22 protein-coding genes are annotated in these 20,543 nt (G+C 75.4%); 3 read left to right on the forward strand and 19 right to left on the reverse strand.

Annotation, left to right across the window (positions count from 1 at the left end; all coding sequences use genetic code 11):
- Positions 1-16 precede the first annotated feature (16 nt).
- On the forward strand, positions 17-247 hold the full coding sequence (locus tag LFA75_RS07275; protein WP_225232982.1) for a hypothetical protein: 231 nt from the start codon (positions 17-19) through the stop codon (positions 245-247).
- A gap of 63 nt (positions 248-310) precedes the next feature.
- Here LFA75_RS07275 and LFA75_RS07280 read toward each other — a convergent pair whose 3' ends face one another.
- The 15 genes from LFA75_RS07280 to LFA75_RS07350 form a co-directional block, all read right to left on the reverse strand.
- Positions 311-685: a hypothetical protein gene (locus LFA75_RS07280; RefSeq protein WP_225232983.1), complete on the reverse strand. Its 375-nt coding sequence runs from the start codon at positions 683-685 to the stop codon at positions 311-313.
- 113 nt (positions 686-798) lie between these two features.
- A complete protein-coding gene (ccsB, locus tag LFA75_RS07285) occupies positions 799-1,764 on the reverse strand; it encodes a c-type cytochrome biogenesis protein CcsB (protein WP_225232984.1) in 966 nt (321 codons plus the stop codon).
- Positions 1,761-3,362 (reverse strand): cytochrome c biogenesis protein ResB, encoded by a 1,602-nt coding sequence (gene resB / locus LFA75_RS07290; protein WP_225232985.1) that lies wholly within the window; start codon positions 3,360-3,362, stop codon positions 1,761-1,763. Before resB ends, ccsB begins: the two co-directional genes overlap by 4 nt.
- The gene (locus tag LFA75_RS07295; protein WP_225232986.1) at positions 3,359-4,168 is read right to left on the reverse strand and encodes a cytochrome c biogenesis CcdA family protein; all 810 of its coding nucleotides are present in this window, start codon (positions 4,166-4,168) and stop codon (positions 3,359-3,361) included. Before LFA75_RS07295 ends, resB begins: the two co-directional genes overlap by 4 nt.
- A 3-nt stretch (positions 4,169-4,171) precedes the next feature.
- Positions 4,172-4,741 carry a TlpA family protein disulfide reductase gene (locus LFA75_RS07300; protein ID WP_225232987.1) on the reverse strand — a complete coding sequence of 190 codons (570 nt, stop codon included), beginning with the start codon at positions 4,739-4,741 and terminating at the stop codon, positions 4,172-4,174.
- Positions 4,738-5,379 carry a histidine phosphatase family protein gene (locus LFA75_RS07305; RefSeq protein ID WP_225232988.1) on the reverse strand — a complete coding sequence of 214 codons (642 nt, stop codon included), beginning with the start codon at positions 5,377-5,379 and terminating at the stop codon, positions 4,738-4,740. Before LFA75_RS07305 ends, LFA75_RS07300 begins: the two co-directional genes overlap by 4 nt.
- A complete protein-coding gene (gene hemL / locus LFA75_RS07310) occupies positions 5,376-6,731 on the reverse strand; it encodes a glutamate-1-semialdehyde 2,1-aminomutase (protein WP_225232989.1) in 1,356 nt (451 codons plus the stop codon). The genes LFA75_RS07305 and hemL overlap by 4 nt, the downstream gene beginning before the upstream one ends.
- The gene (locus LFA75_RS07315) at positions 6,728-7,225 is read right to left on the reverse strand and encodes a hypothetical protein (protein WP_225232990.1); all 498 of its coding nucleotides are present in this window, start codon (positions 7,223-7,225) and stop codon (positions 6,728-6,730) included. The genes hemL and LFA75_RS07315 overlap by 4 nt, the downstream gene beginning before the upstream one ends.
- The gene (hemB, locus tag LFA75_RS07320) at positions 7,222-8,211 is read right to left on the reverse strand and encodes a porphobilinogen synthase (protein WP_225232991.1); all 990 of its coding nucleotides are present in this window, start codon (positions 8,209-8,211) and stop codon (positions 7,222-7,224) included. The genes LFA75_RS07315 and hemB overlap by 4 nt, the downstream gene beginning before the upstream one ends.
- The gene (locus tag LFA75_RS07325; RefSeq protein ID WP_225232992.1) at positions 8,208-9,752 is read right to left on the reverse strand and encodes a uroporphyrinogen-III synthase; all 1,545 of its coding nucleotides are present in this window, start codon (positions 9,750-9,752) and stop codon (positions 8,208-8,210) included. The genes hemB and LFA75_RS07325 overlap by 4 nt, the downstream gene beginning before the upstream one ends.
- Positions 9,753-9,843: 91 nt before the next feature.
- Entirely contained in the window at positions 9,844-10,773 is a 930-nt protein-coding gene (gene hemC / locus LFA75_RS07330) for a hydroxymethylbilane synthase (RefSeq protein ID WP_225232993.1), read from the reverse strand.
- A complete protein-coding gene (locus tag LFA75_RS07335; protein ID WP_225232994.1) occupies positions 10,770-12,140 on the reverse strand; it encodes a glutamyl-tRNA reductase in 1,371 nt (456 codons plus the stop codon). Before LFA75_RS07335 ends, hemC begins: the two co-directional genes overlap by 4 nt.
- A complete protein-coding gene (locus LFA75_RS07340) occupies positions 12,137-12,820 on the reverse strand; it encodes a redox-sensing transcriptional repressor Rex (protein WP_263639361.1) in 684 nt (227 codons plus the stop codon). The genes LFA75_RS07335 and LFA75_RS07340 overlap by 4 nt, the downstream gene beginning before the upstream one ends.
- 246 nt (positions 12,821-13,066) lie before the next feature.
- Positions 13,067-13,306 carry a glutaredoxin family protein gene (locus LFA75_RS07345; RefSeq protein WP_225232996.1) on the reverse strand — a complete coding sequence of 80 codons (240 nt, stop codon included), beginning with the start codon at positions 13,304-13,306 and terminating at the stop codon, positions 13,067-13,069.
- On the reverse strand, positions 13,299-14,882 hold the full coding sequence (locus tag LFA75_RS07350) for an AMP-binding protein (protein WP_225232997.1): 1,584 nt from the start codon (positions 14,880-14,882) through the stop codon (positions 13,299-13,301). The genes LFA75_RS07345 and LFA75_RS07350 overlap by 8 nt, the downstream gene beginning before the upstream one ends.
- 599 nt (positions 14,883-15,481) lie before the next feature.
- Between LFA75_RS07350 and LFA75_RS07355 the strand changes: the two genes are divergently transcribed.
- Together LFA75_RS07355 and LFA75_RS07360 are read left to right on the forward strand one after the other, a co-directional pair.
- On the forward strand, positions 15,482-16,396 hold the full coding sequence (locus LFA75_RS07355; RefSeq protein ID WP_225232998.1) for an HAD family hydrolase: 915 nt from the start codon (positions 15,482-15,484) through the stop codon (positions 16,394-16,396).
- Positions 16,397-16,400: 4 nt separating this feature from the next.
- Positions 16,401-17,759, forward strand: a complete 1,359-nt coding sequence (locus tag LFA75_RS07360; protein ID WP_225232999.1) for a CoA transferase — start codon at positions 16,401-16,403, stop codon at positions 17,757-17,759.
- Between the two features lie 5 nt (positions 17,760-17,764).
- Here the strand turns inward: LFA75_RS07360 and LFA75_RS07365 are convergent, their stop codons facing one another.
- From LFA75_RS07365 to LFA75_RS07380, 4 genes are all read right to left on the reverse strand, one after another.
- Positions 17,765-18,676: a lysophospholipid acyltransferase family protein gene (locus LFA75_RS07365; RefSeq protein WP_225233000.1), complete on the reverse strand. Its 912-nt coding sequence runs from the start codon at positions 18,674-18,676 to the stop codon at positions 17,765-17,767.
- Positions 18,669-19,772, reverse strand: coding sequence for an NAD-dependent epimerase/dehydratase family protein (locus LFA75_RS07370; protein WP_225233001.1), 1,104 nt, complete (start codon positions 19,770-19,772; stop codon positions 18,669-18,671). The genes LFA75_RS07365 and LFA75_RS07370 overlap by 8 nt, the downstream gene beginning before the upstream one ends.
- Positions 19,773-19,782: 10 nt before the next feature.
- Positions 19,783-19,881: a 30S ribosomal protein bS22 gene (locus LFA75_RS07375; protein ID WP_018654693.1), complete on the reverse strand. Its 99-nt coding sequence runs from the start codon at positions 19,879-19,881 to the stop codon at positions 19,783-19,785.
- A gap of 383 nt (positions 19,882-20,264) precedes the next feature.
- Positions 20,265-20,543, reverse strand: a 279-nt coding sequence (locus LFA75_RS07380) for a helix-turn-helix domain-containing protein (protein WP_225233002.1), incomplete at its 5' end; no start/stop codon positions are given.

A 20,543-nucleotide genomic window follows, 5' to 3' on the forward strand; every position in this document is an offset into this window, starting at 1 on the left:
GGGGAGAGGTGGACCAGTGGTCTTCTTGGTCATGCTGGTGATCGCGATCGCGGTCGTCGTGCTGGTGATGCGTGCTGCGGCCGTCCAGGGCGGCGACCAGGGCGGCGGCCCCGGCGGTCAGCGCCGGCCGCGCACCCCGCGGGGCCCGAAGCCCCCGCCGCGGATCATCGCCCCGGACGACGACCCGGACTTCCTGCGCGAGCTGGACCGCCGCACCCGCCGCGACGACGGCAGCACCTCCGCCTAGGGAAGGACCCCCTCGCCCCCGGTACCGCGCTCCGCGCGGCACGGGCCCCTGCGAGGGGGCCGGCTAGGCGACGCTGGTGGAGCGGCCCGACGCGCCGCCGCCGAACAGGCGACGCCAGCCCTGCCGGCGCACCGGCTGCTCCTCGGCCGTGGCCGCCCCACCGTGGGCCTGCTCGTCGGCCTCGCGGGCGGTTGCCTCGTCCAGCACGGCGAGCACCGACCCGTCGTCCTCGGGAGCGCGATCGACAGATCCGGCCGGTCGGTCCCCCGGCCAACCCAGACCCTCGCCGCGGCCCGGGGCCGACGGCCAGCCGACCTCGGTCGCCCGCAGCGGAGCATCGCCGTGCCCTCCCGGTCCGGTGCCGGGCTGCCGGCGCTCCAGCGCATCCGCCACCAGGGGGTGCACGGTGGCCCCGTCATGGGCCGAGTGCTTACCCACGGTGGGGTCCTGAGCGGTCGTCCATCCCAGCAGCGTCCCACGGAACTGCAGGGACGGCACCCGAAACGCTCCCGTAACCCCGGAAAGGATGACGGAGAGTGATCAGGAGCGGGTCACTTCAGCCCGCCGTAGGAGTGCAGGCCGGTCGACACCATGTTCACGTACAGCAGGTTGAAGACCATGACGCCCAGGCCCACGACGTTCACCCAGGCCGACGGACGACCGCGCCAGCCGGCGGTGGTCCGGGCGTGCAGGTAGGCGGCGTACACCACCCAGGCGATGAAGGCCCACGTCTCCTTCGGGTCCCAGCCCCAGAAGCGGCCCCAGGCGCTCTCGGCCCAGATGGCGCCGGCGATGACCGCGAACGTCCAGATCGGGAAGCCGAAGACGACCGTGCGGTGCGCGGTGCGGTCCAGCGCGGCGGCCGAGGGCAGCCGGTGCACGATCCGGGACAGCGGCTGCTCGCCGGCGGCGACCTTGGCCTCGTACCGCGAACGCACCAGGTACATCACGCTGGCGATGCCGGAGACGAAGAAGATGCCGAAGCCGAGGATCGCGGTGGTGACGTGCACGGCCAGCCAGGCCGAGCGCAGCGCGGCCACCAGCGGGCCCGCCGAGGCATAGAGGAACAGCCCGATGCCGACCATCGAGAGCACGACCGGGGCGAGCACGAAGACCCCGATGTGCCGCAGGGACGGCGTCCGGACGGCAAGCACCAGGTAGACCACGACGGCGACGAGCACGACCGCGGTGCCGAACTCGTACATGTTGCCCCAGGGCAGCCGGCCGGTGGCCGTGCCGCGGGTGACCAGCACCCCGGCCTGGACCAGTGCACCGAGCGCGGTCAGCCCCATGGCGACCATGCCCCAACGCCGGGCCTTCGCGGGCTCGTCGTCGACGTCCCCGCCCGCGGCGGGGTTCACCGGGGCACCGCCGCCGGCGGCGACCAGCTCGCGGGCGGGGGCCTTCCGGCCACCGAAGGCGAGCTCGGCGCAGAAGGCCACCACCGCCAGCGAGTACAACCCGACCGCGATCGAGAAGAGCGTGTCCGACAGCGCGGCGAGCGATTCGTCTGTCACGAGCTGGGGTTCTCCTGACTGCGGGTCCGGCGGGCGAGTGCCGCCGCGACGTCGTCGGTGAGTGCGGTGAAGCGCGGTGCGGTGTCGGCGCTGCCGCGGGTGAGGGCCCCGACCGCCACGACGGTACCCGGACCGTCGGGGCCGGCGGTCGCGCGGGCGAACACCCGCTCCCGGCGCAGCAGGAGCATCCCCAGCAGCCCGACCAGGATGGCGACGGCCGCGCCGAGCACCCAGACCTGGCCCGGGTCGTGGGACAGCTGCATGGCGGCGAACTCCTTCACCCCGGAGAACGTGACCACCGTGCCGTCGGCCAGCGTGGTGGACTCCCCGACCTTGAGGTTGGCCTGCCCGACGCGCTCGAGGGTGCCGCGGTCGATCTGGGTCTGGTCGATGGAGTAGACGCTCTGCGGCAGGCCGGAGTCCAGGCCCAGGTAGCCCTCGTAGATGATCAGGGCGACCTGCGGGTCCAGCGGGCGCGGGTCGATCGAGGTCAGCACGCCGCCCTGCACGGAACCGGTCGGGGCGAAGAAGCCCTCGAGGGCCAGTTGGGTGTCGGTGCCGGGCACGTCGGGCAGCTTGAGCGCACCCTGGCTGCCCAGGGTCTGCAGGTCCGAGGGCAGGAACGGGGCCGAGATGTCGGTGAAGGACTCACCGTCCGGGAACGTCACGCTGAACACCGGGGAGAACCCGTGCCCGGTGACGTACACCCGGCCGCCGTCGGCACGCAGCGGGCTGTTGACCCCGATCGTCGTGTTCCGCGAGGCAGAACCAGCCAGGCCGTAGTCGATGTCGGCGGTGAAGGAGGCCGCGGTGAGGTTCTCCTCGTAGACGGCCCGGAAGTCCTGGAGGGTCACGCACAGCGGCGTCATGTCCGCCGCGTCCACCAGGGCTCCCTCCCGGTAGTTGTCGTACTGCTGGAACGTGTTGCAGAACCGGTCACCCTCGGTGACCAGGATGCTGCCCTCGTAGCCCCACAGCTTGCCGCCGGCCAGGCCCAGCAGGAGGGCCAGCAGGGCGAAGTGGAACACGACGTTGCCGGTCTCCTTGAGGAACCCCTTCTCCGCCGAGAGCTCGGGGCCGTTCTTGCCGTCCCGGCGGACCACCCGGAACCGGCGGACGCGCAGCTCCTCCTCCACGACGTCCAGGGCCGCCGCGGCGTCCAGCTCGGAGTCGATCGTGCGGTGGTCGGGGAGCCGGTGCAGGTGCCGCGGGGCCGGCGGGGGCGCGGCAACGACGGCCCGCGCGTGCTCGATCGCCCGCGGGACCACGCAGCCGATGAGGGAGATGAACAGCAGCAGGTAGATGGCGGCGAACCACGGCGAGCCGAAGACGTCGAAGAGGAACAGCTTGTCCAGCACCGGCGCGAGGTCGGGGTGCTCGGCGAAGTAGCCGGTGACCTGGCTCTGGGACAGCGACCGCTGCGGCAGCAACGACCCGGGTATGGCCGCGACGGCGAGCAGGAACAGCAAGATCAACGCCGTCCGCATGGCCGTGAGCGACCGCCACCAGCGCAGCAGGGTCGACCGCACAGCGCCCCACCGGGACGGGGCGGACGGCGGCACGGGGGCCGCCGCGGCCTTCTCGATCGTCGTCGTCACAGGAAGAACCCTCCCAGACCGGTCGCGGCGAGCCAGGAGCGGAACCAGATCATGCCCTCGGTCCAGAGCCCGCTGAGGAGGAGGAGACCGACGACCACCAGCACGGCACCGCCGAACCGGCTGACCGCGGCGGCGTGCCGGCGGAGGAACCCGGTGGCCCCGACGGCCCACCGAGCCCCCAGTGCGACCACGACGAAGGGCAGCCCGAGGCCGAGGCAGTAGGCGACGCCCAGCAGCGCCCCGCGCCCGGCGGTCGCCTCGGCGAAGGCCAACGAGTTGACCGCCGACAGCGTGGGGCCCAGGCACGGCGTCCAGCCCAGCCCGAAGACGACGCCCAGGAGCGGCGCTCCGGCCAGCCCGGTGGCGGGCCGGATCGACAGCTTCTTGGTGCGCTGCAGGAACGGCAGCCACCCCAGGAAGCCCAACCCGACGAGGACCGTCACGCCGCCCATCACCCGGGTGATCTCGTCGTTGTAGACCAGCAACCAGCGCCCGAGCCCACCGAACAGGGCACCGAAGGCCACGAAGACGGCGGTGAACCCCAGCACGAACAGCAGCGCCCCGGCGACCATCCGACCGCGCGGGGGCCGCTCGTCGGTCCGGACGGCGGTCGCCACGGCGCCCTCGCCGGCCGGCTGCGGCGCGTGGGCGCCGGTGCCGACCAGGCCGGTCACGTAGGAGAGGTAGCCGGGCACCAGCGGCAGCACGCACGGCGAGGCGAAGCTGATCAGCCCGACCAGCGCGGCGACCGCGGCAGCCACGAGGAACGGCCCGTCGAGCACGACCTGCTGGAAGGTCTCCCCCACCGGTCAGCCCTCCGCGACGAGCGCGTCGAGGGTGGTCCGCAGGTCGTCCTGGCTGACCTCGCCGGTGTAGACCGCGGCCACCCGCCCGTAGCGGTCCAGCACGATCGTCGACGGGATAGCCGAGGCCGGGTAGTCCCGGAAGGCCAGCGCGACCTCCCCGGCGGGGTCGAAGAGCGAGGGGAAGGTGATGCCCTGGTTGTCCACGAACGCCTCCGCGAGCTGCTGCTGGTCCTTCACGTTGAGCCCCAGGAACTGCACGCCCTGGTCGGCGACGTCGTCGTAGACCTCCTGGAACTGCGGGGTCTCGACCCGGCAGGGGGCGCACCAGGAACCCCAGAAGTTGAGCACCGCGACGTCACCGTCCAGCTCTGCGGAGTCCCAGTCCCCGCCGTCGAGCAGGGTGCCGGAGAACTGCGGCGCCGAGGCCCGCTCGCCCTCGGCGATCACCTCGCCGGCCGGGGTGCCGGCGACGAACCGGAACTCCCCGCCGTTGTTCACGTCCACCTGGTCGGCCCCGGTCGAGCAGCCCGCGACGGCCAGGACGGCGGCCAGGGCGACGAGCAGCTTCCTCATGCCCCACCCACCGTGCCCGTGCCGGCGGGCCCCGCGGGCTCGGCGTAGTCGACGCGGACCAGCTCGTCGCCGGCGTAGGTCAGCGAGGTGACGCTGGCCAGCCCGCACTGCCGCTTGCGGGGGTCGTGCAGGTAGCTGCGGCCCTCGACGGTGAGCCGGAGGGTCCAGATCGGCAGCTGGTGGCTGACGCACACCGCGGCCGAGCCGCGGGCGGCGTCCCGGGCGGTGTGCACCGCACCGAGCATGCGCGCGGCGATCTCGCGGTACGGCTCGCCCCAGGACGGCGTGGACGGGTTGCGCAGCCGCCACCAGTTGCCCGGGTGCTTGAGCGCGCCGTCGCCGACGCCGAAGGTCTGGCCCTCGAAGTCGTTGCCGGCCTCGATCAGCCGGTCGTCGGTGGCGATCGGCAGGTCCAGCAGCTCGCCGATCGGCGCGGCGGTCTCCTGCGCGCGCTGCAGCGGGGAGGCCACCAGGTGGGTGATCGGCCGGTGCCCGCCGAACCACTCCGCGGCGGTGCGGGCCATGCCGTGCCCGGCCACGGAGAGGTGGAACCCGGGCAGCCGGCCGTAGAGCACGCCGGTGGGGTTGAACACCTCGCCGTGCCGCATCACGTGCACGGTGGTCAGCTCGGCGGTCACGGCTGCAGCGCCTGGGCGTCGTGCGAGACCGCCGGGGCGGTCCCGGGGGCGGCGGCCGCGGCGGCCCGGGCGGCGGCCGGCAGCGCGTCCAGCACGTGCTGCACGGCCTCGTCGTCCATCGCGGCGTTGACGAACCAGGACTCGAACGCCGACGGCGGCAGGTAGACCCCGGCAGCCAGCATCGAGTGGAAGAACGCGGTGTGCCGGGCGGTCTCCTGCGTGCGGGCGTCGTCGTAGTCGCGCACCTCGCGGCCGTCGGGCACGAAGAAGACGGAGAACATGGAGCCCGCGGACTGCATGCGGTGCGCCACCCCGGCCGCGGTCAGCTCGGCGGCCACGGCCTCGCGCAGGGTGCCGGCGACGGCGTCGCAGCGGGCGTAGACCTCGTCGGTGCACAGCCGGAGCGTGGTGAGCCCGGCGGCGACCGCGACGGGGTTCCCGGCCAGGGTGCCCGCCTGGTAGACCGGCCCGACCGGGGCCAGCTGCTGCATGAGCTCGCGCCGGCCGCCGAAGGCCGCGGCGGGCAGCCCGCCGCCCATGACCTTGCCGAAGGTGACGAGGTCGGCGTCGTAGTGCTCGGCGCCGCGCCAGCCCGAGCGGCTGACCCGGAAGCCGGTCATCACCTCGTCGACGACCAGCAGGGCCCCGTGCGCGGCGGTGATCCGGCGGAGCGCGGCGTTGAAGCCGTCCGCCGGGGGGACGACGCCCATGTTGCCGGCGGCGGCCTCGGTGATGACGCAGGCGATCTCGGCGCCCCGCTCGGCGAACACGGCCTCGACCGCGGCGACGTCGTTGTAGGGCAGCACGACGGTGTCGGCGGCGGCGCCGGTGGTCACGCCCGGGGTGTCCGGCAGACCGAGGGTGGCGACGCCGGAGCCGGCCGAGGCGAGCAGCGCGTCGACGTGGCCGTGGTAGCAGCCGGCGAACTTGACCACGACGGCCCGGCCGGTGGCGCCGCGGGCCAGCCGGATCGCCGACAGCACGGCCTCGGTGCCGGAGTTGACCAGCCGGACCTGCTCGACGCCGGCCCGCTGCACGATCTCGGTCGCCAGCTCGACCTCGCCGGCGGTCGGGGTGCCGAAGGAGAACCCGCGGGACGCCGCGTCGGTGACCGCGGCGACCACCTCGGGGTGCGCGTGGCCCAGGATCATCGGGCCCCAGGAGCTCACCAGGTCGACGTAGCGGCGCCCGTCGACGTCGGTGATCCAGGGACCGGAGCCCGAGGCCATGAAGCGCGGGGTGCCGCCGACGGCGCGGAACGCGCGCACCGGGGAGTTGACCCCGCCGGGGGTCACCGCGGCGGCGCGCTCGAACAGGTCGGCCGAGGCGGGGGCGTCGTACGGGTAGGTCACGGCTCCACTGTCCCAGGCTGCGCATCCGGGCCGGCGGCCCCCGTCAGAGCTGTGCGCAGGGCAGCGGTCAGCTGTGCGGGGCGCCGGGTGGGCACCAGCACCGTCGTCCCGTCGGTGCGGCGCAGCGGCAGGCCGACCCGGCCCTTGGGCACGTCGGCCCCGCCGCCCAGCACCGGGGCGCCGACGTCCACGCCCGCCACGCCGTCCACGGACGCCGGGTCGAGCTCGGTCAGCGGCAGCCGCTCCCGGCCGACGGTGAGCCCGGCCTCGGGCCCGCGGTCGACGACGGTGACCGTCCACACCCGGTTGGCCGACACCGCGCCGGTCGCCACGATGCCGAGCACCACCACGACGGCGAGCACCCACAGCAGCAGCGGGACGTCGCCGCCGGGCAGCACGACGTCGGCCACGGCCAGCACCACGAAGATCGCGGCTAGACCGGCGAACGTGCGCCAGGAGCCGCCGGGCTCGGTGTAGGCCGGCTCGGTGCTCATCGGAGCCAGCGCGCTGCCTCGACCGCCCAGTAGGTCAGCACGGTGCCCGCACCGGCACGGCGGATCGAGGTGAGGGTCTCCAGGACTGCGCGGCGGCGGTCGATCATGCCGTGCGCGGCGGCCGCCTCGACCATCGCGTACTCCCCGCTCACCTGGTAGGCGCTGACCGGGACGTCCACCGCATCGGCGACCTGCCGGACGATGTCCAGGTAGGGCAGCGCGGGCTTCACCATGACGGCGTCGGCGCCCTCGGCGAGGTCCTGGGCCACCTCGCGCAGCGCCTCGGCCGCGTTCGGCGGGTCCATCTGGTAGGTCGACCGGTCCCCGAACTGGGGGGCGCCCTCGGCGGCCTCGCGGAACGGGCCGTAGAAGCCCGAGGCGTACTTGGCCGCGTAGGCCAGGATCGGCACCTCGGTGAAGGCCGCGGAGTCCAGGCCGGCCCGGATCGCGGCGACCTGGCCGTCCATCATCCCGCTGGGGGCCACCAGGTGCGCCCCGGCCTGGGCCTGGGCGATCGCGATCGCGGCGTACCGGTCGAGGGTGGGGTCGTTGTCCACGACCCCGGCGGGGGTGACCACGCCGCAGTGCCCGTGGTCGGTGTACTCGCACAGGCACAGGTCGGCCATGAGCACGAGCTCGTCGCCCAGGTCGGCCCGCAGCTGCTGCAGCGCCACGTTGACGATGCCGTCGGCGGCGTCGGCCTGGGAGCCGACCGGGTCCTTCTCCGACGGGATGCCGAAGAGCATGAGCCCGCTGATCCCGACCTCGGCCGCCTCCTGCGCGGCCCGCCGCACCGAGTCCAGCGTGTGCTGGACGACGCCGGGCATCGAGGAGATCGGCACCGGCTCGGTGATGTCCTGCTTGACGAACACCGGCAGGGCGAAGTCGGCGGGGGCCAGCCGGGTCTGCGCGGTCATCCGGCGCAGCGCCGGCGTCGAGCGCAGCCGCCGTCCCCGCGCGAAGCCCGGCGAACCCCCGCCGGTCACTCCGCTGCCCCGCCCTCGGCCTCGGCCCGGCGGGCCTCGGCGTGCGCGGCGAGCGCGTCCACCAGCGGGCCGACCGCGGCGGTCTCGGGCTGGACGTCGACCCGCAGGCCGAACTCCGTGGCGCTGGCCGCGGTGGCCGGGCCGATCACCGCGACGACGGTGCGGGCGTGCGGCTTGCCCGCGATGCCGACCAGGTTGCGCACGGTCGAGGACGAGGTGAAGCAGACGGCGTCGAAGCCGCCGCCCTTGATCGCCTCGCGCACCGCGGCCGCCGGCGGGGCGGCCCGCACGGTCCGGTAGGCGGTGACGTCGTCGACCTCCCAGCCGCGGTCCTTCAGGCCCGCGGTCAGGGTCTCGGTGGCGATGTCGGCGCGGGGCAGCAGCACCCGGTCGATCGGGTCGAACACGTCGTCGTAGGGCGGGAAGTCCACCAGCAGGCCCTCGGAGGACTGGTCGCCGGAGGGGACCAGCTCGGGCACGATGCCGAACTCGCGGACCGCCTGGGCGGTCTGCTCGCCGACGCAGGCCACCTTGACCCCGGCGAACGCGCGGGCGTCCAGGCCGAGCTCGGTGAACTTCTCCCGGACCGCGCGGACGGCGTTGGTCGAGGTGAAGATGATCCAGCCGTAGCGGCCGGTGACCAGGCCCTTGACGGCACGGTCCATCTGGGCCGGGCTGCGCGGGGGCTCCACGGCGATGGTGGGCACCTCGACCGGCACGGCGCCGTAGGCCCGCAGCCGCTCGCTCATGTCGCCGGCCTGCTCCTTGGTGCGGGGCACCAGCACGCGCCAGCCGAACAGCGGGCGGGACTCCCACCAGCCGAGCTTGCCGCGCTTGTCCACGACCGAGCCGACGGTGACCACGACCGAACCGGTCATCGACTCGGTCCCGGCGTCCTTCTCGGCGATCGCGGCCAGCTTGGCCACGACGCTCTTCTGCGAGGTGCCGGTGCCGTCGGCGGTGACCACGACCGGGGTCGAGCCGGGCAGGCCGCCCTCGACCAGGCCGGCGGCGATCCCGGGCAGCGACTCGGCGTGCACCTGCAGCACCAGCGGGCTGCCGGTGCCGGCGCTGGCCGCGGCCAGGGCGCCCAGGTCGACCGGCTCCTCGCCGCGCAGGTCGGCCTGGACCGACCCGGCGCCGATGGCGACCCCGGCGTAGGCCGGCACCGCGGTGCCCACGGCCACGCCCGGGACGACGTCGAAGGGCACGCTCGTCCGGGTGACCGCGAGGGTCTCCTTGACCACGGCGTCGGTGGTGAACGGGTCACCGGCGACCAGCCGGACGACGACCGAGCCGTTCTTGGCGGCCGCGACGGCGGCCTTGGCCACCTCGGCCGGCTCGCCGGTGGCGACGGTCAGCTCGAGGTCGGGGTGCACCTCGCGGATCGCGTCGGTCAGCGGCGTCGGGACGTCGGCGTCGGCCAGCACCAGGTCGGCGGCGGCCAGCGCGTCGGCGGCGCGGGTCGTGAGCAACCCGGGGTCGCCGGGGCCACCGCCGACGAAGACGACTCGGCCGGTCTGCTTGCGTGAGCGCGTCATCGCGTGCTCTCCATCTCCGACCCCGGGGTGGGGTCGCTTGCGGTCGAACAGGGGGAATGGGGTGTGGCTGGGGTGCGGGGCGTGCGGTGGTTCACCGGCTGGCCGCCACGAGGGCGGCCGCACCGCGGTCGAGCAGCTCGGCGGCGAGCTCGCGGCCCAGCCGGGCCGCGTCGGTCGCCGGCCCGGACGTCGAGCCGCGGACGGCGTCGCTGCCGTCGATCGCGGTGACCGAGGCCCGCAGGTAGATCTCGTCGCCGCCGTCCTCGGCCTCGCCGATCTCGGCGTGGGCCGCGACCGGAGCACTGCACCCGGCCTCCAGGGTGGCCAGGACGGAGCGCTCGGCGACGACGCAGGCCCGGGTCCCGAGGTCGTCGAGGCCCGCGAGCAGCGCCCGGGTGACCTCGTCGTCGCTCCGGCACTCCACGGCCAGGGCTCCCTGCGCGGGGGCGGGGAGAACCTGGAGCGGGTCGAGCACCTCGGTGACCGCGTCCAGCCGGCCGAGACGGGCCAATCCTGCCCGGGCGAGGACCACGGCGTCCAATTCGCCGGAGGTCACCTTGCCCATCCGGGTGTCCACGTTCCCCCGGATCGGCACCACCTCCAGGCCCAGGCCCAGCGCGCGCAGCTGGGCGACCCGGCGGGGGGCGCCGGTGCCGACGGTGGCGCCGGCGGGCAGCTCGCCGAGGGTCAGGCCGTCCCGGGCCACCAGGGCGTCGCGGGGGTCCTGGCGCGGCGGGATCGCGGCGATGACCAGGCCGGGGTCCTCGGCGGTGGGCAGGTCCTTGTAGCTGTGCACGGCCACGTCCACGGTGCCGGCGTGCAGCGCGTCGCGCAGCGCGCTGACGAACACCCCGGTGCCGCCCAGCTGGCTGATCGCCGCGGCCGACCGGTCACCGGCGGTCGTGATGTGCACCAGCTCGACCGGGCGCCCGCTGGCCGCGGTGATCGCGTCGGCCACGTGCCCGGACTGGGTGAGGGCCAGCTCGCTGCGCCGGGTGCCCAGCCGGATCGGCGCGCTCACGGCAGGTCCCGGTCGGCCGCGAGCTGGTCGCGCGCGCCGGTCCCGGCCGGGTCGACGGTCACCGCGTCGGCCAGCACCGTGGTGTCGGCGTCCAGCCCCAGGCCGAACAGCGCCCGGAGGGCGTCGGCGTAGTCGGTGCCGCCCGGCGAGCTGGCCAGCTCCTTCACCCGGACGGTGGGCTCGTGCAGCAGCTTGTCGACCACCCGGCGCACGGTGCGGGCGACCCCCGCCCGGGACCGGGCGGCGGGGGCGGGCAGCCGGGGGGGCCACCGGAGCAGCTCGGCGTCGACGACCACGGCGGCCTGGCTGCGCAGGGCCGACACGGTCGGGGCCACCGCGGCGGCCAGCCGCTCGGCCCGCAGCAGGGAGGTCTCCAGCTCGACCAGGGCGTGCGCGGCGGCGATGTCGTCGGCGGCCACCGAGCCGGCCACCGGCTCGCCGGGGCGCGCGGCCCGCTCGCCCTGCAGCATCGCCAGGTCCACGACGTGCACGCCGGGCAGGGTGCCCACGGCGGCGTCGACGTCGCGGGGCAGGGCCAGGTCGACCACGACCAGCGGCCGGTCGCGGCCGACCATGGCCGAGGTCACCAGGTCGGTGCCGATGACCGTGCCGGTCGCGCCGGTGCAGGTGACCAGGACGTCGGCGTCGGCGAGCTCGGAGCCGAGGTCCTCGAGGTCGACGGCGCGGCCGCCCAGGGAGTCGGCCAGCCGCAGCGCCGTGCCCGGCGTCCGGCTCGTGATCGTCACGGCGGCGCCGCGCCGGGCCAGGGTGGTGGCCGCCAGCGCGCCCATCGACCCGGCGCCGACGACGAGCACCGGCCGACCGGCCAGGTCGCCGATCCGGTCGGTGACCCGGTCCAGGGCCACCGAGACCAGCGATGCGCCGGCCCGGTCGATGCCGGTCTCGCTGTGCACCCGCTTGCCGACCCGCAGCGCCCGCTGGGCGATCGGGTGCAGCTCGCGGCCGATGGTGCCCTCGGCCTGGGCCAGGGCGTAGGCCGCGCGCAGCTGGCCCAGCACCTGGGTCTCCCCGACCACCATGGAGTCCAGCCCGGCGGCCACGGTGCACAGGTGGCCGATGGCCTGGTCCTCGTAGTGCACGGTCACGTAGGGCGAGAGGTCCTCGACCCCGGCGCCGGCGTGCCGGGCCAGCACCCGGCTGACGTCGGTGACGCCGCCGTGGAACCGGTCGACCTCGGCGAAGATCTCGACCCGGTTGCAGGTGGCCAGCACCAGCGCCTCTGACACGTGCTCGCAGTCCAGCAGCTCGTGCAGGGTCTTCACGGTGTCGTCGCCGTTCATGGCGACCTGCTCGAGCAGGGTCACCGGCGCGGTCTGGTGGCTGATGCCCACGGCGAGGAGGCTCACGGGAGAGCCACCTGCTCGGTCTCCCGGTCCGCCACGAGGTGCACACCCTTCTGCTGGTCCAGGAACGCCAGCACCTGCAGCTCCACCGACAGGTCCACCTGCCGGACGTCGACCCCGGCGGGGACGACCAGCGCCACCGGCGCGAAGTTCACGATGCTGCGGACGCCGGCGGCGACCAGGCGGTCGCACACCTGCTGGGCCACCACGGCGGGGGTGGTCACCACCGCGATGGTCACGCCGTGCTCGGCGACGACGTCCTCGAGGTCGTCGACCGGGCGCACCGCGGTGCCGCCGACGACCTCGCCGACCCGCGCCGGGTCGGCGTCCAGCAGCCCCACGAAGGAGAAGCCGCGGCTGCCGAAGCCGGCGTAGCCGGCCAGCGCCGAGCCCAGGTTGCCCATGCCGACCAGCACGCAGGACCGGGCCTCCTCGACGCCCAGGGCGCGGGCCAGCCGCTCGCGCAGCGCCGGGACGGCGTAGCCCACGCCGCGCACCCCGCACGGGCCGAGGTAGGACAGGTCCTTGCGCAACCCGGCCGGGTTGACCCCGGCGGCCGAGGCCAGCTCGCCGCTGGAGACCGAGCTGCGGCCACCCTCGGCCAGCCCGGTGAGCACCCGCAGGTACACCGCGAGGCGGGCGACGGTGGCCTCGGGGATGACCCGGGCCCGCGGCTCGCTCATGCGCTCTCCTCGATCGGCCCGCTCGGGGCACCCCCGGGGACGGCGGACGGGCAGGGTCCGGGCGTCTCCACGGCGAGCCGCGCACACGGGGCGGTGTCGCGGACATCGGGGGGTGTCTACCGGCCCTCTGCTGGCTCCGGCGCTGCCCACGGTAACCGCTTGTGAACGTCGGAACAAAGTTCGCGGGCGCATCCCTGCAGGTCACCGCCGTCCGGTGTGTCCGACGCCACCCGTGCGGCGGCCAGCTCAGCCCGCCGCGAGGTCCCGGCGCAGCCGGTCGACGTCGACGGTGAAGTAGCTGTGCTCCCGTCCGTCGAGCAGGACGACGGGCACGCGGTCCCCGTACTCGGCCTGCAGCTCGGGGTCGGCGTCGACGTCGACGGGGGTCACGGTCAGCCCGTGCTCGGCCGCCACCCGGTCCAGGGTCTCCGCGGCGACCTCGCACAGGTGGCACCCGGCCCGGGTGAGCAGCTGCAGCTCAGCCATCGACGCCCTCCGCGTGCTGGGTCTCCTCGGCGACCAGGTGCAGCCCGAGCTCGCGCAGCCGGGCCCGGCTGACCTTGCCGGTCAGCGAGTGCGGCAGCTGGTCCACGAAGTGGATGCTGCTGGGGATCTTGAACCGGGCCAGCGAGCGCGCGGCGAACGTGCGTAGGTCCGCGGCGTCCAGCGCGGACCCCTCGGTCCGGACGACGACCGCGCGCACCGACTCCCCGGTGCGCTCGTCGGGCAGCCCGATGACCGCGGCCTCGGCGACCTCGGGGTGGGTCTCCAGCACCCGCTCGACCTCCAGCGGGTACACGTTGAACCCGCTGACCAGCACCAGGTCGCGGCGGCGGTCGACCAGGTGCAGGTCGCCCTGGGCGTCGCGGTAGGCGATGTCCCCGGTGAGCAGCCAGCCCTCGTCGTCGGGACCGTCGGCGCCGTCGGGCCAGTAGCCGGCGAACAGGTTCGCCCCGCGCACGCACACCTCGCCGGCGCTGTCGGGCGGGTCGTCGCCGAACGGGTCGCCGAAGACGTCCTCGCGGACCTTGCTGCCTGGGTCCGGGCCGGCACCGGGGCCACCGGCGCTGTCCCGCAGCACAAGCTCCACCCCGGGGACCGGCGCCCCGATGCAGGCCGGCTTCGCCCGGCCGGTGACCAGGGTCGTGGCCAGCACGGGCGCGGCCTCGGTGAGCCCGTAGCCCTCCCACACCGTGACCGCGGCCCGGTCCCGCATCGCCGTCCAGACCCGGGGGGCCAACGGCGCGGACCCCGAGCTCGCCGTGTGGACGGCGGCGAACGCCCGGCGCAGGGCGGTGTCGGACCCGGCGGCGTCGGCCGCGGCCAGCCAGGCCTGGTACATCGGCGGGGCGGCGGGCACCGCGGTGACGCCCTCGGCGGCCATCAGCGCGAGCGTGCCGGTGGGGTCGAAGGCGGGCACGACCACCCCGCAGGAACCGGTGGCCGCGACCAGGCCGAGGCCGCCGTTGAGGCCGTAGACGTGGAACAGCGGCAGGGCCAGCAGCACGACGTCGCCGGGGCGGACCGGGGCCGGCTGCACCGCGAGCACCTGCTGCTGGTTGGCCAGCAGCGCGGCGTGCGTGAGCATCGCCCCGCGCGGGCTGCCGGTGGTGCCGCTGGTGTAGCCCAGCAGCGCGAGTGCCTGCGGGTCGTCGGGGTCGACCGGCGGTTCCCCGTCGGCGGCCGGCGGGCCGACCACGACGGCCGCCCCGGCCAGCTCCTCGCGGGGCTGCGCGGTGACCAGCGCCCGTGCGCCGGAGTCGGTGAGCAGGTGCGTCAGCTCGGGGTCGGTGTAGGCGGTGTTGACCGGGACGACGACCAGGCCGGCGCGCAGCGCGCCCACCACGGCGAGCACCCAGTCGATGCCGTTGGGCAGCTGGACGGCGACCCGGTCGCCGGCGGCCATCCCGAGCCCGGCCCACCCCGCGGCGGTGCGGTCGACCTGCGCCGAGAGCTCCGCCCAGGTCAGCCGGCGGTCCCCCTCCACGAGGGCCGGTGCCGACCCGTGGGCCTGCGCCGCGGCGCGGACCAGACCGTGGAACGTGCGGGCTGCTGGGGCCACCGGGGCACACCCTCCTCCACCGGGGCGGCCGGGTGGCCGCTGGCCGGTCTCCTTCTCGCGTGGACGCGGACGCCCGATGTTGTCACCATGGGGCCGACCTGCGCAGGTCAGGGCCCGGGTGCGGCCGCCGGGTCCTGCGCCGCCGACCACGACGGAGGGACCGCATTGCCCCTCCAGGGTCGAGCCGGCGGTGCGGCCGCCGACGTGTCGGGCCGCGACCCCGCGCGTCCCCGGCCGACCCCGCGCCCCCGCACGACGACACCGGTCCCCCGCCGCCCGGTGGACGAGCAGCCGACCGGCGCCCACCGGGCGCCCGCTCCCCCGCCGGTGGTCCGTCCCCCGGCGCCGGTCGNGGCGGGCACCACCGTCCCCGCCCTGCCCACGCCCGCGGTGACCACCACCGTCCCGCCGCTGATCGACGTGCCCCTGCTGCCCTCGACGACGATCTGCGTCGGCGGCCTCATCTGCATCGGCGACTGACCGCCCCTCGACCACATCGGCCACCCCCACCGCCGGGGCCGGGGTGTCGGCGGGGGCGGCTAGGGGCGGGACCAGCGTGCGGGGTCGTGCCCCGCGGTCTCGAGGAGGGGGGCGGACGCGTGGTCCGAGTGCCGTTCCGCGGTCGACGCGCCCGCCTGCCGGGTGACCTGGCCGACGAGGAGACCCGCGCCCTCGTCGCCGGCGCCGCGGCCGCCGCAGCCGCCCAGGTCGAGGCCGCACCCGTGGTCGAGCCCGACCGCACCGGTGCCGCGTTCTTCGACTGCGACAACACGATGATGATGGGCGCCTCGCTGTTCTGGTTCGCCCGCGGGCTGGCCGCCCGCAAGTACTTCACCGGCCGCGACGTGGCCTCCTTCATCTGGCAGCAGGCCAAGTTCCGGGTCGCCGGGTCCGAGTCCGCCGTGGACATGCACACCGTCCGGGACAACGCGCTGGCCTTCATCGCCGGCCGGTCGGTCGAGGAGATCTCCGCGGCCGGCGAGGAGATCTACGACGAGCTGATGGCCGACCGGATCTGGGCCGGCACCCGGGTGCTGGCCCAGGCCCACCTGGACGCCGGGCAGCGCGTCTGGCTGGTGACCGCCACCCCGATCGAGCTGGCCTCGGTCATCGCCCGCCGCCTCGGGCTGACCGGCGCGCTGGGCACCGTCTCGGAGATCGTCGACGGCAAGTACACCGGTCGGCTGGTCGGCGAGCTGATGCACCACGAGGCCAAGGCGCAGGCGGTCCGGGCGCTGGCGGAGCGGGAGGGGCTGGACCTCACCCGGTGCACGGCCTACAGCGACTCGTCCAACGACCTGCCGATGCTCTCCCTGGTCGGCACCGCGGTCGCGGTCAACCCGGACACCGAGCTCAAGGCGGTCGCCCGGTCCCGCGGCTGGGCGGTCAAGGACTTCCGCACCGGCCGCAAGGCCGCCCGGATCGGCGTCCCCACCCTGGGCGCGGCCGCGCTCGGCGGCGGTGCGGTCTCCGGTGTGCTGGCCCTCCGACGCCGCAACCAGTGGCCGTTCTGACCCGGTGACCGGACCGGTCGGCCCGCTGGGGGCGGTGGCCGCGCAGGCCTGGGCGGACCTCGGCGGGGACGCCGCGGAGCTGGACCTGGTGCGGGCCACGCCGGCCCCGCTGCCCTCCCGCCTGCAGGCCGGCGCCCTGGCCGTGGACGCCGTCGGCGTCGTCTCGCTGGCCGGGCAGCTGTGCGCCGCCGACCGGGTGGGCCGGGATGCCCGGCCGCTGCAGGTCGACGGGCTCGCGGTGGCCGCCTCGTTCGGCAGCGACCGCCTGTTCCGGCTGGACGGCGCCGCCCCGACGGCGTTCGCGCCGCTGTCTGGGTTCTGGCCCGCTGCCGACGGGTGGGTCCGCACCCACGGCAACTACCCGCACCACGCGGCCCGGTTGCGGTCGCTGCTGGGCCTGGACGACGCGGCCGGACCCGACCAGGTCCGCGCCGCGCTGGCCCGCCGTCCGGCGCAGGAGCTGGAGGACGCGGCCGCCGGGGCCGGTGCGCTGGTGGTCGCCGTCCGGAGGCCCGAGGAGTGGTCTGCGCACCCCCAGCAGCACGCCGTCGCCCGGCGGCCGCTGGTGCTGCGCGAGCTCCTGGGGCCGGCCGCACCCCGGCCCTGGGCCGGCGTGGGCACGGCGCCGCTGGACGGCGTCCGGGTGCTGGACCTCACCCGGGTGATCGCCGGGCCGGTGGCCGGCCGGGACCTGGCCCTGCTGGGCGCCCGGGTGCTGCGGGTCGACCCGCCCGAGCCGCGCGAGATCGAGTGGCAGCACCTGGACACCGGGCAGGACAAGCACTCGGCGCTGCTCGACCTGGCCCGCGAGCCCGAGGTGCTCGACGAGCTGCTGCGCGGCGCCGACGTCGTCCTCACCGGGTACCGGCCCGGGTCGCTGGACCGGTTCGGGTTGACCCCGGCGGCCCTGGCGGAGCGGCACCCCGGCGTCGTGGTGGGCAGCGTCAGCGCCTGGGGCACCTCCGGGCCGTGGACGCACCGCCGCGGCTTCGACAGCTTGGTGCAGGCCACCACCGGGATCGCCGTCGTCGAGAGCCCGGACGGCGTCGTGCCGGGTGCGCTCCCGGTGCAGGCGCTGGACCACGCCTCGGGCCACCTGCTGGCCGCCGGGGTCGCCGCCGCCCTGCGGGACCGGGCCCGCGGGGGTGGGTCGCACGCGGTGTCGGTCGCGCTGGCCCGGACCGCGCTGGCCCTGCAGCAGCCGGGGACGGGGCCGCGGTCGGCGGGCACGCCGGCCGAGCTCCCCGTGGTCGGCGCCGGGCGGGTGCGGTGCGCCGCCCCGGTGCTCGCGCACGAGGGGGCGCCGCACGACTACGCCCGGCTCGGTGCCCCGTGGGGCGGTGACCCGGCGCGCTGGTGGTGACCCGCTCAGCTGAAGACGGAGCGGCGCTGCAGCAGCAGCTGGTAGAGCGACTGCTGGATGGTCTCGCGGACCTGGTCGGTCAGGTTGAACACCAGCATCGGGTCGTCGGCGGCACCGGGGCCGTAGTGGGCGGTCTCGATGGGCGTGCCGAAGGCGATGAACCACTTGGACGGCAGCGGCACCAGGCCCAGCGGCCCGAGCAGCGGGAACGTCGGGGTCACCGGCAGGTAGGGCAGCCCCAGGATCCGCGCCGCGGTCTTGGCGTTGCCGATCATCGGGTAGATCTCCTCGGCCCCGACGATGGCGCACGGCACGATCGGCGCCCCGGTGCGCAGCGCCGCGGTCACGAACCCGCCCCGGCCGAACCGCTGCAGCGTGTACCGCTCACTGAAGGACTTGCCGATGCCCTTGAAGCCCTCCGGGAAGACGCCGACCAGCTCGCCGTCGGTGAGCAGGCGCTCGGCGTCCTCGTTGCAGGCCAGGGTGGCGCCGAGCTTGCGGGCCATCGCGCCGATGAACGGGAACTGGAACACCAGGTCCGCGCCGAGCAGCCGGAACCGCCGGGACGCCGGGTGCTCGTCGTGCAGCGCGACGGTGGTCATCAGCGCGTCGAGCGGGATCGTGCCGGAGTGGTTGGCCACCACGAGGGCGCCGCCGACGTCGGGGATGTTGGACAGGCCCTGGGTCTCGACCCGGAACCACTTCTGGAACAGCGGGCGGAGCACCGGCATGAGCAGGTGGTCGGCCAGGTCGGGGTCGAAGCCGAACTCGTCGGTCTCGTACTCCCCGGTCAGGCGGCGGCGGAGGAACTCCAGCCCGCCGGCGACCTGGTCGTCCCAGCCGGGCTCGGCGGCGGGGGGCTCGACCGGATCGTCGGGGCCGTCGGGGTGCAGCCGGATGACGCGGGCCTCAGGCATCGCGCACCGCCCGGAGGCCGCCGACCGGGGTCGGCGCCGACCGCTGGCTCAGCGAGCTCCACACCGAGGCCAGGCGGCCCACGGTGGCCTCCGCGGTCTGCACCACGGAGCCCACCACGTCCCGGTCGACCACCGGGACGACGGTGCGGCCGTAGTCGGCCAGCGCCTGCGCCGTGGTGTACCGCGGGGTGTAGCCGAACTCCTCGCGCAGCACGCGGGTGTCGACCACCCGGCCGAAGTTGAGGAACCGGAGCTGCTCGGGCGAGTAGTCGGTGATCCGCGCCTGCCGGGTCAGCCGACCCAGCGGCGCCATGGCCTGCTCGGGCAGGGGCAGCGGCACCCGGCCCAGCCGACGGATCGCCTGGGACAGCAGCACGGTGCCCCCGGCGCCGACGTTGACGGTGCCGGCGAAGTCGCCGGTGGTCGCCTTCACCAGGACCGCGACGGCGTCGTCCTCGTGCAGCAGCTGGACCCGGGCGTCAAAGCCCAGCGCGGTGGGGACGACGGGCATCCGCAGGAAGCCGGTCAGCAGCGAGTCGATCCGCGGGCCGATGAAGTTGGTGAACCGCAGCACGGCCACCCCGACCTCGGGGCGCCGGCGGGCGAAGGACCGGACGTAGCCCTCGATGTCCAGGCTGTCCTTGGCGAAGCCGCCGCCGGGCACCCGACGGGCCTGCATCGTCTCGGTGAAGACGGCGGGGTCGCGGGGGCTGGCCCCGTAGACGGCGCTGGTCGACTTGAGGACCAGGCGGCGGACCGAGGGCACCCGCTGGCAGGCGGCCAGCAGCTGCATCGTGCCGATGACGTTGAGCTCCTTCATCGACGTGCGGCCGCCGCTCCCCCCGGGGGTGGAGCTGATGTTCATGTGCACGACGGTGTCGACGCCGGCGGCGGCGATGACCTTGCCGATCAGCGGGTTCCGGATGTCGGCCCGCACGAACTCGGTGCGACCGAGGCGGCGCAGCGCCTCGGGGCCGGGGGTCACGGTGTCCACCCCGAGGACCCGCTCCACGGAGGGGTCTGCGGCGAGCTCGGCCGCCAGCGCCCCGCCCAGCCACCGGCTCACACCGGTGACGAGGACGACCGCGGGCGGCACGAGCCTCAGCTCACTTCTTGTTGCGACGCTGGATGCGCGTCTTCTTGAGGAGCTTGCGGTGCTTCTTCTTCGCCATCCGCTTGCGGCGCTTCTTGATGACCGAACCCATGGTGATGCTCCCGACGTCGAGGTCGCGCGGGGCCCGGAGCGATGACCGGAGGTCATGCCGGGCACCGCGCGAGGGTGTTCAGCTCGTGTGCGGCGGCCACCTGCGGCGAGGTGGACGACGCTCGACGGTCGAGACTACCTGGTGCCCCGGCGGGGCGGCCCCGTCGCGTGGCCGGGCCGCGGCCGGGTCACTGCGGGCGGCGGGCGCCGGGAGCGGCCGGGGACGTCGAGGTCCCTCCGGGCCGCGGTGGAGCGGTGCTGCCGTGCTGCCGTGCGGGTGGAGCGGGCGCGACCGCCCGCGGGGAGCCGCCGTCGGATCCCGACGACGGCGACCCCGTACGGAGGCGACGCTGGTGGTACAGGTGACGCGGTGGAGCAGCCCTCTTAGGCGATGTCGGTGTACGCGTCGCGCAGGTAGTCCTGCACGGCGCGCTCGGGCACCCGGAAGGAGCGGCCGACGCGGACGGCGGAGAGCTCACCGCCGTGCACGAGGCGGTAGACGGTCATCTTGGAGACCCGCATCATCGCGGCGACCTCGGCGACGGTCAGGAAGGTGACGGCCGAGCGCTGCGGCTGGGCCGGCAGCTGACGGTTCACCGGGGCGGCGGCCGGATGGGCGGCGGGCACCGGGCGGGCGACCGAGGCGGCCGAGACCGGGCGGCC

This window comes from Klenkia terrae, assembly GCF_900491935.1.
GTDB classification, from domain to species: Bacteria; Actinomycetota; Actinomycetes; order Mycobacteriales; family Geodermatophilaceae; genus Klenkia; species Klenkia terrae.

What these genes read in the sequence shown, in the direction of transcription:
- LFA75_RS07340 (WP_263639361.1), bottom strand. Translation starts at nt 12,820, where the DNA reads ATGAGCGAGCCGCGGGCCCGGGTCATCCCCGAGGCCACCGTCGCCCGC.
- LFA75_RS07345 (WP_225232996.1), bottom strand. Translation starts at nt 13,306, where the DNA reads ATGGCTGAGCTGCAGCTGCTCACCCGGGCCGGGTGCCACCTGTGCGAG.
- LFA75_RS07375 (WP_018654693.1), bottom strand. Translation starts at nt 19,881, where the DNA reads ATGGGTTCGGTCATCAAGAAGCGCCGCAAGCGGATGGCGAAGAAGAAG.
- LFA75_RS07300 (WP_225232987.1), bottom strand. Translation starts at nt 4,741, where the DNA reads ATGAGGAAGCTGCTCGTCGCCCTGGCCGCCGTCCTGGCCGTCGCGGGC.
- LFA75_RS07325 (WP_225232992.1), bottom strand. Translation starts at nt 9,752, where the DNA reads ATGACGCGCTCACGCAAGCAGACCGGCCGAGTCGTCTTCGTCGGCGGT.
- LFA75_RS07315 (WP_225232990.1), bottom strand. Translation starts at nt 7,225, where the DNA reads ATGAGCACCGAGCCGGCCTACACCGAGCCCGGCGGCTCCTGGCGCACG.
- LFA75_RS07365 (WP_225233000.1), bottom strand. Translation starts at nt 18,676, where the DNA reads ATGCCTGAGGCCCGCGTCATCCGGCTGCACCCCGACGGCCCCGACGAT.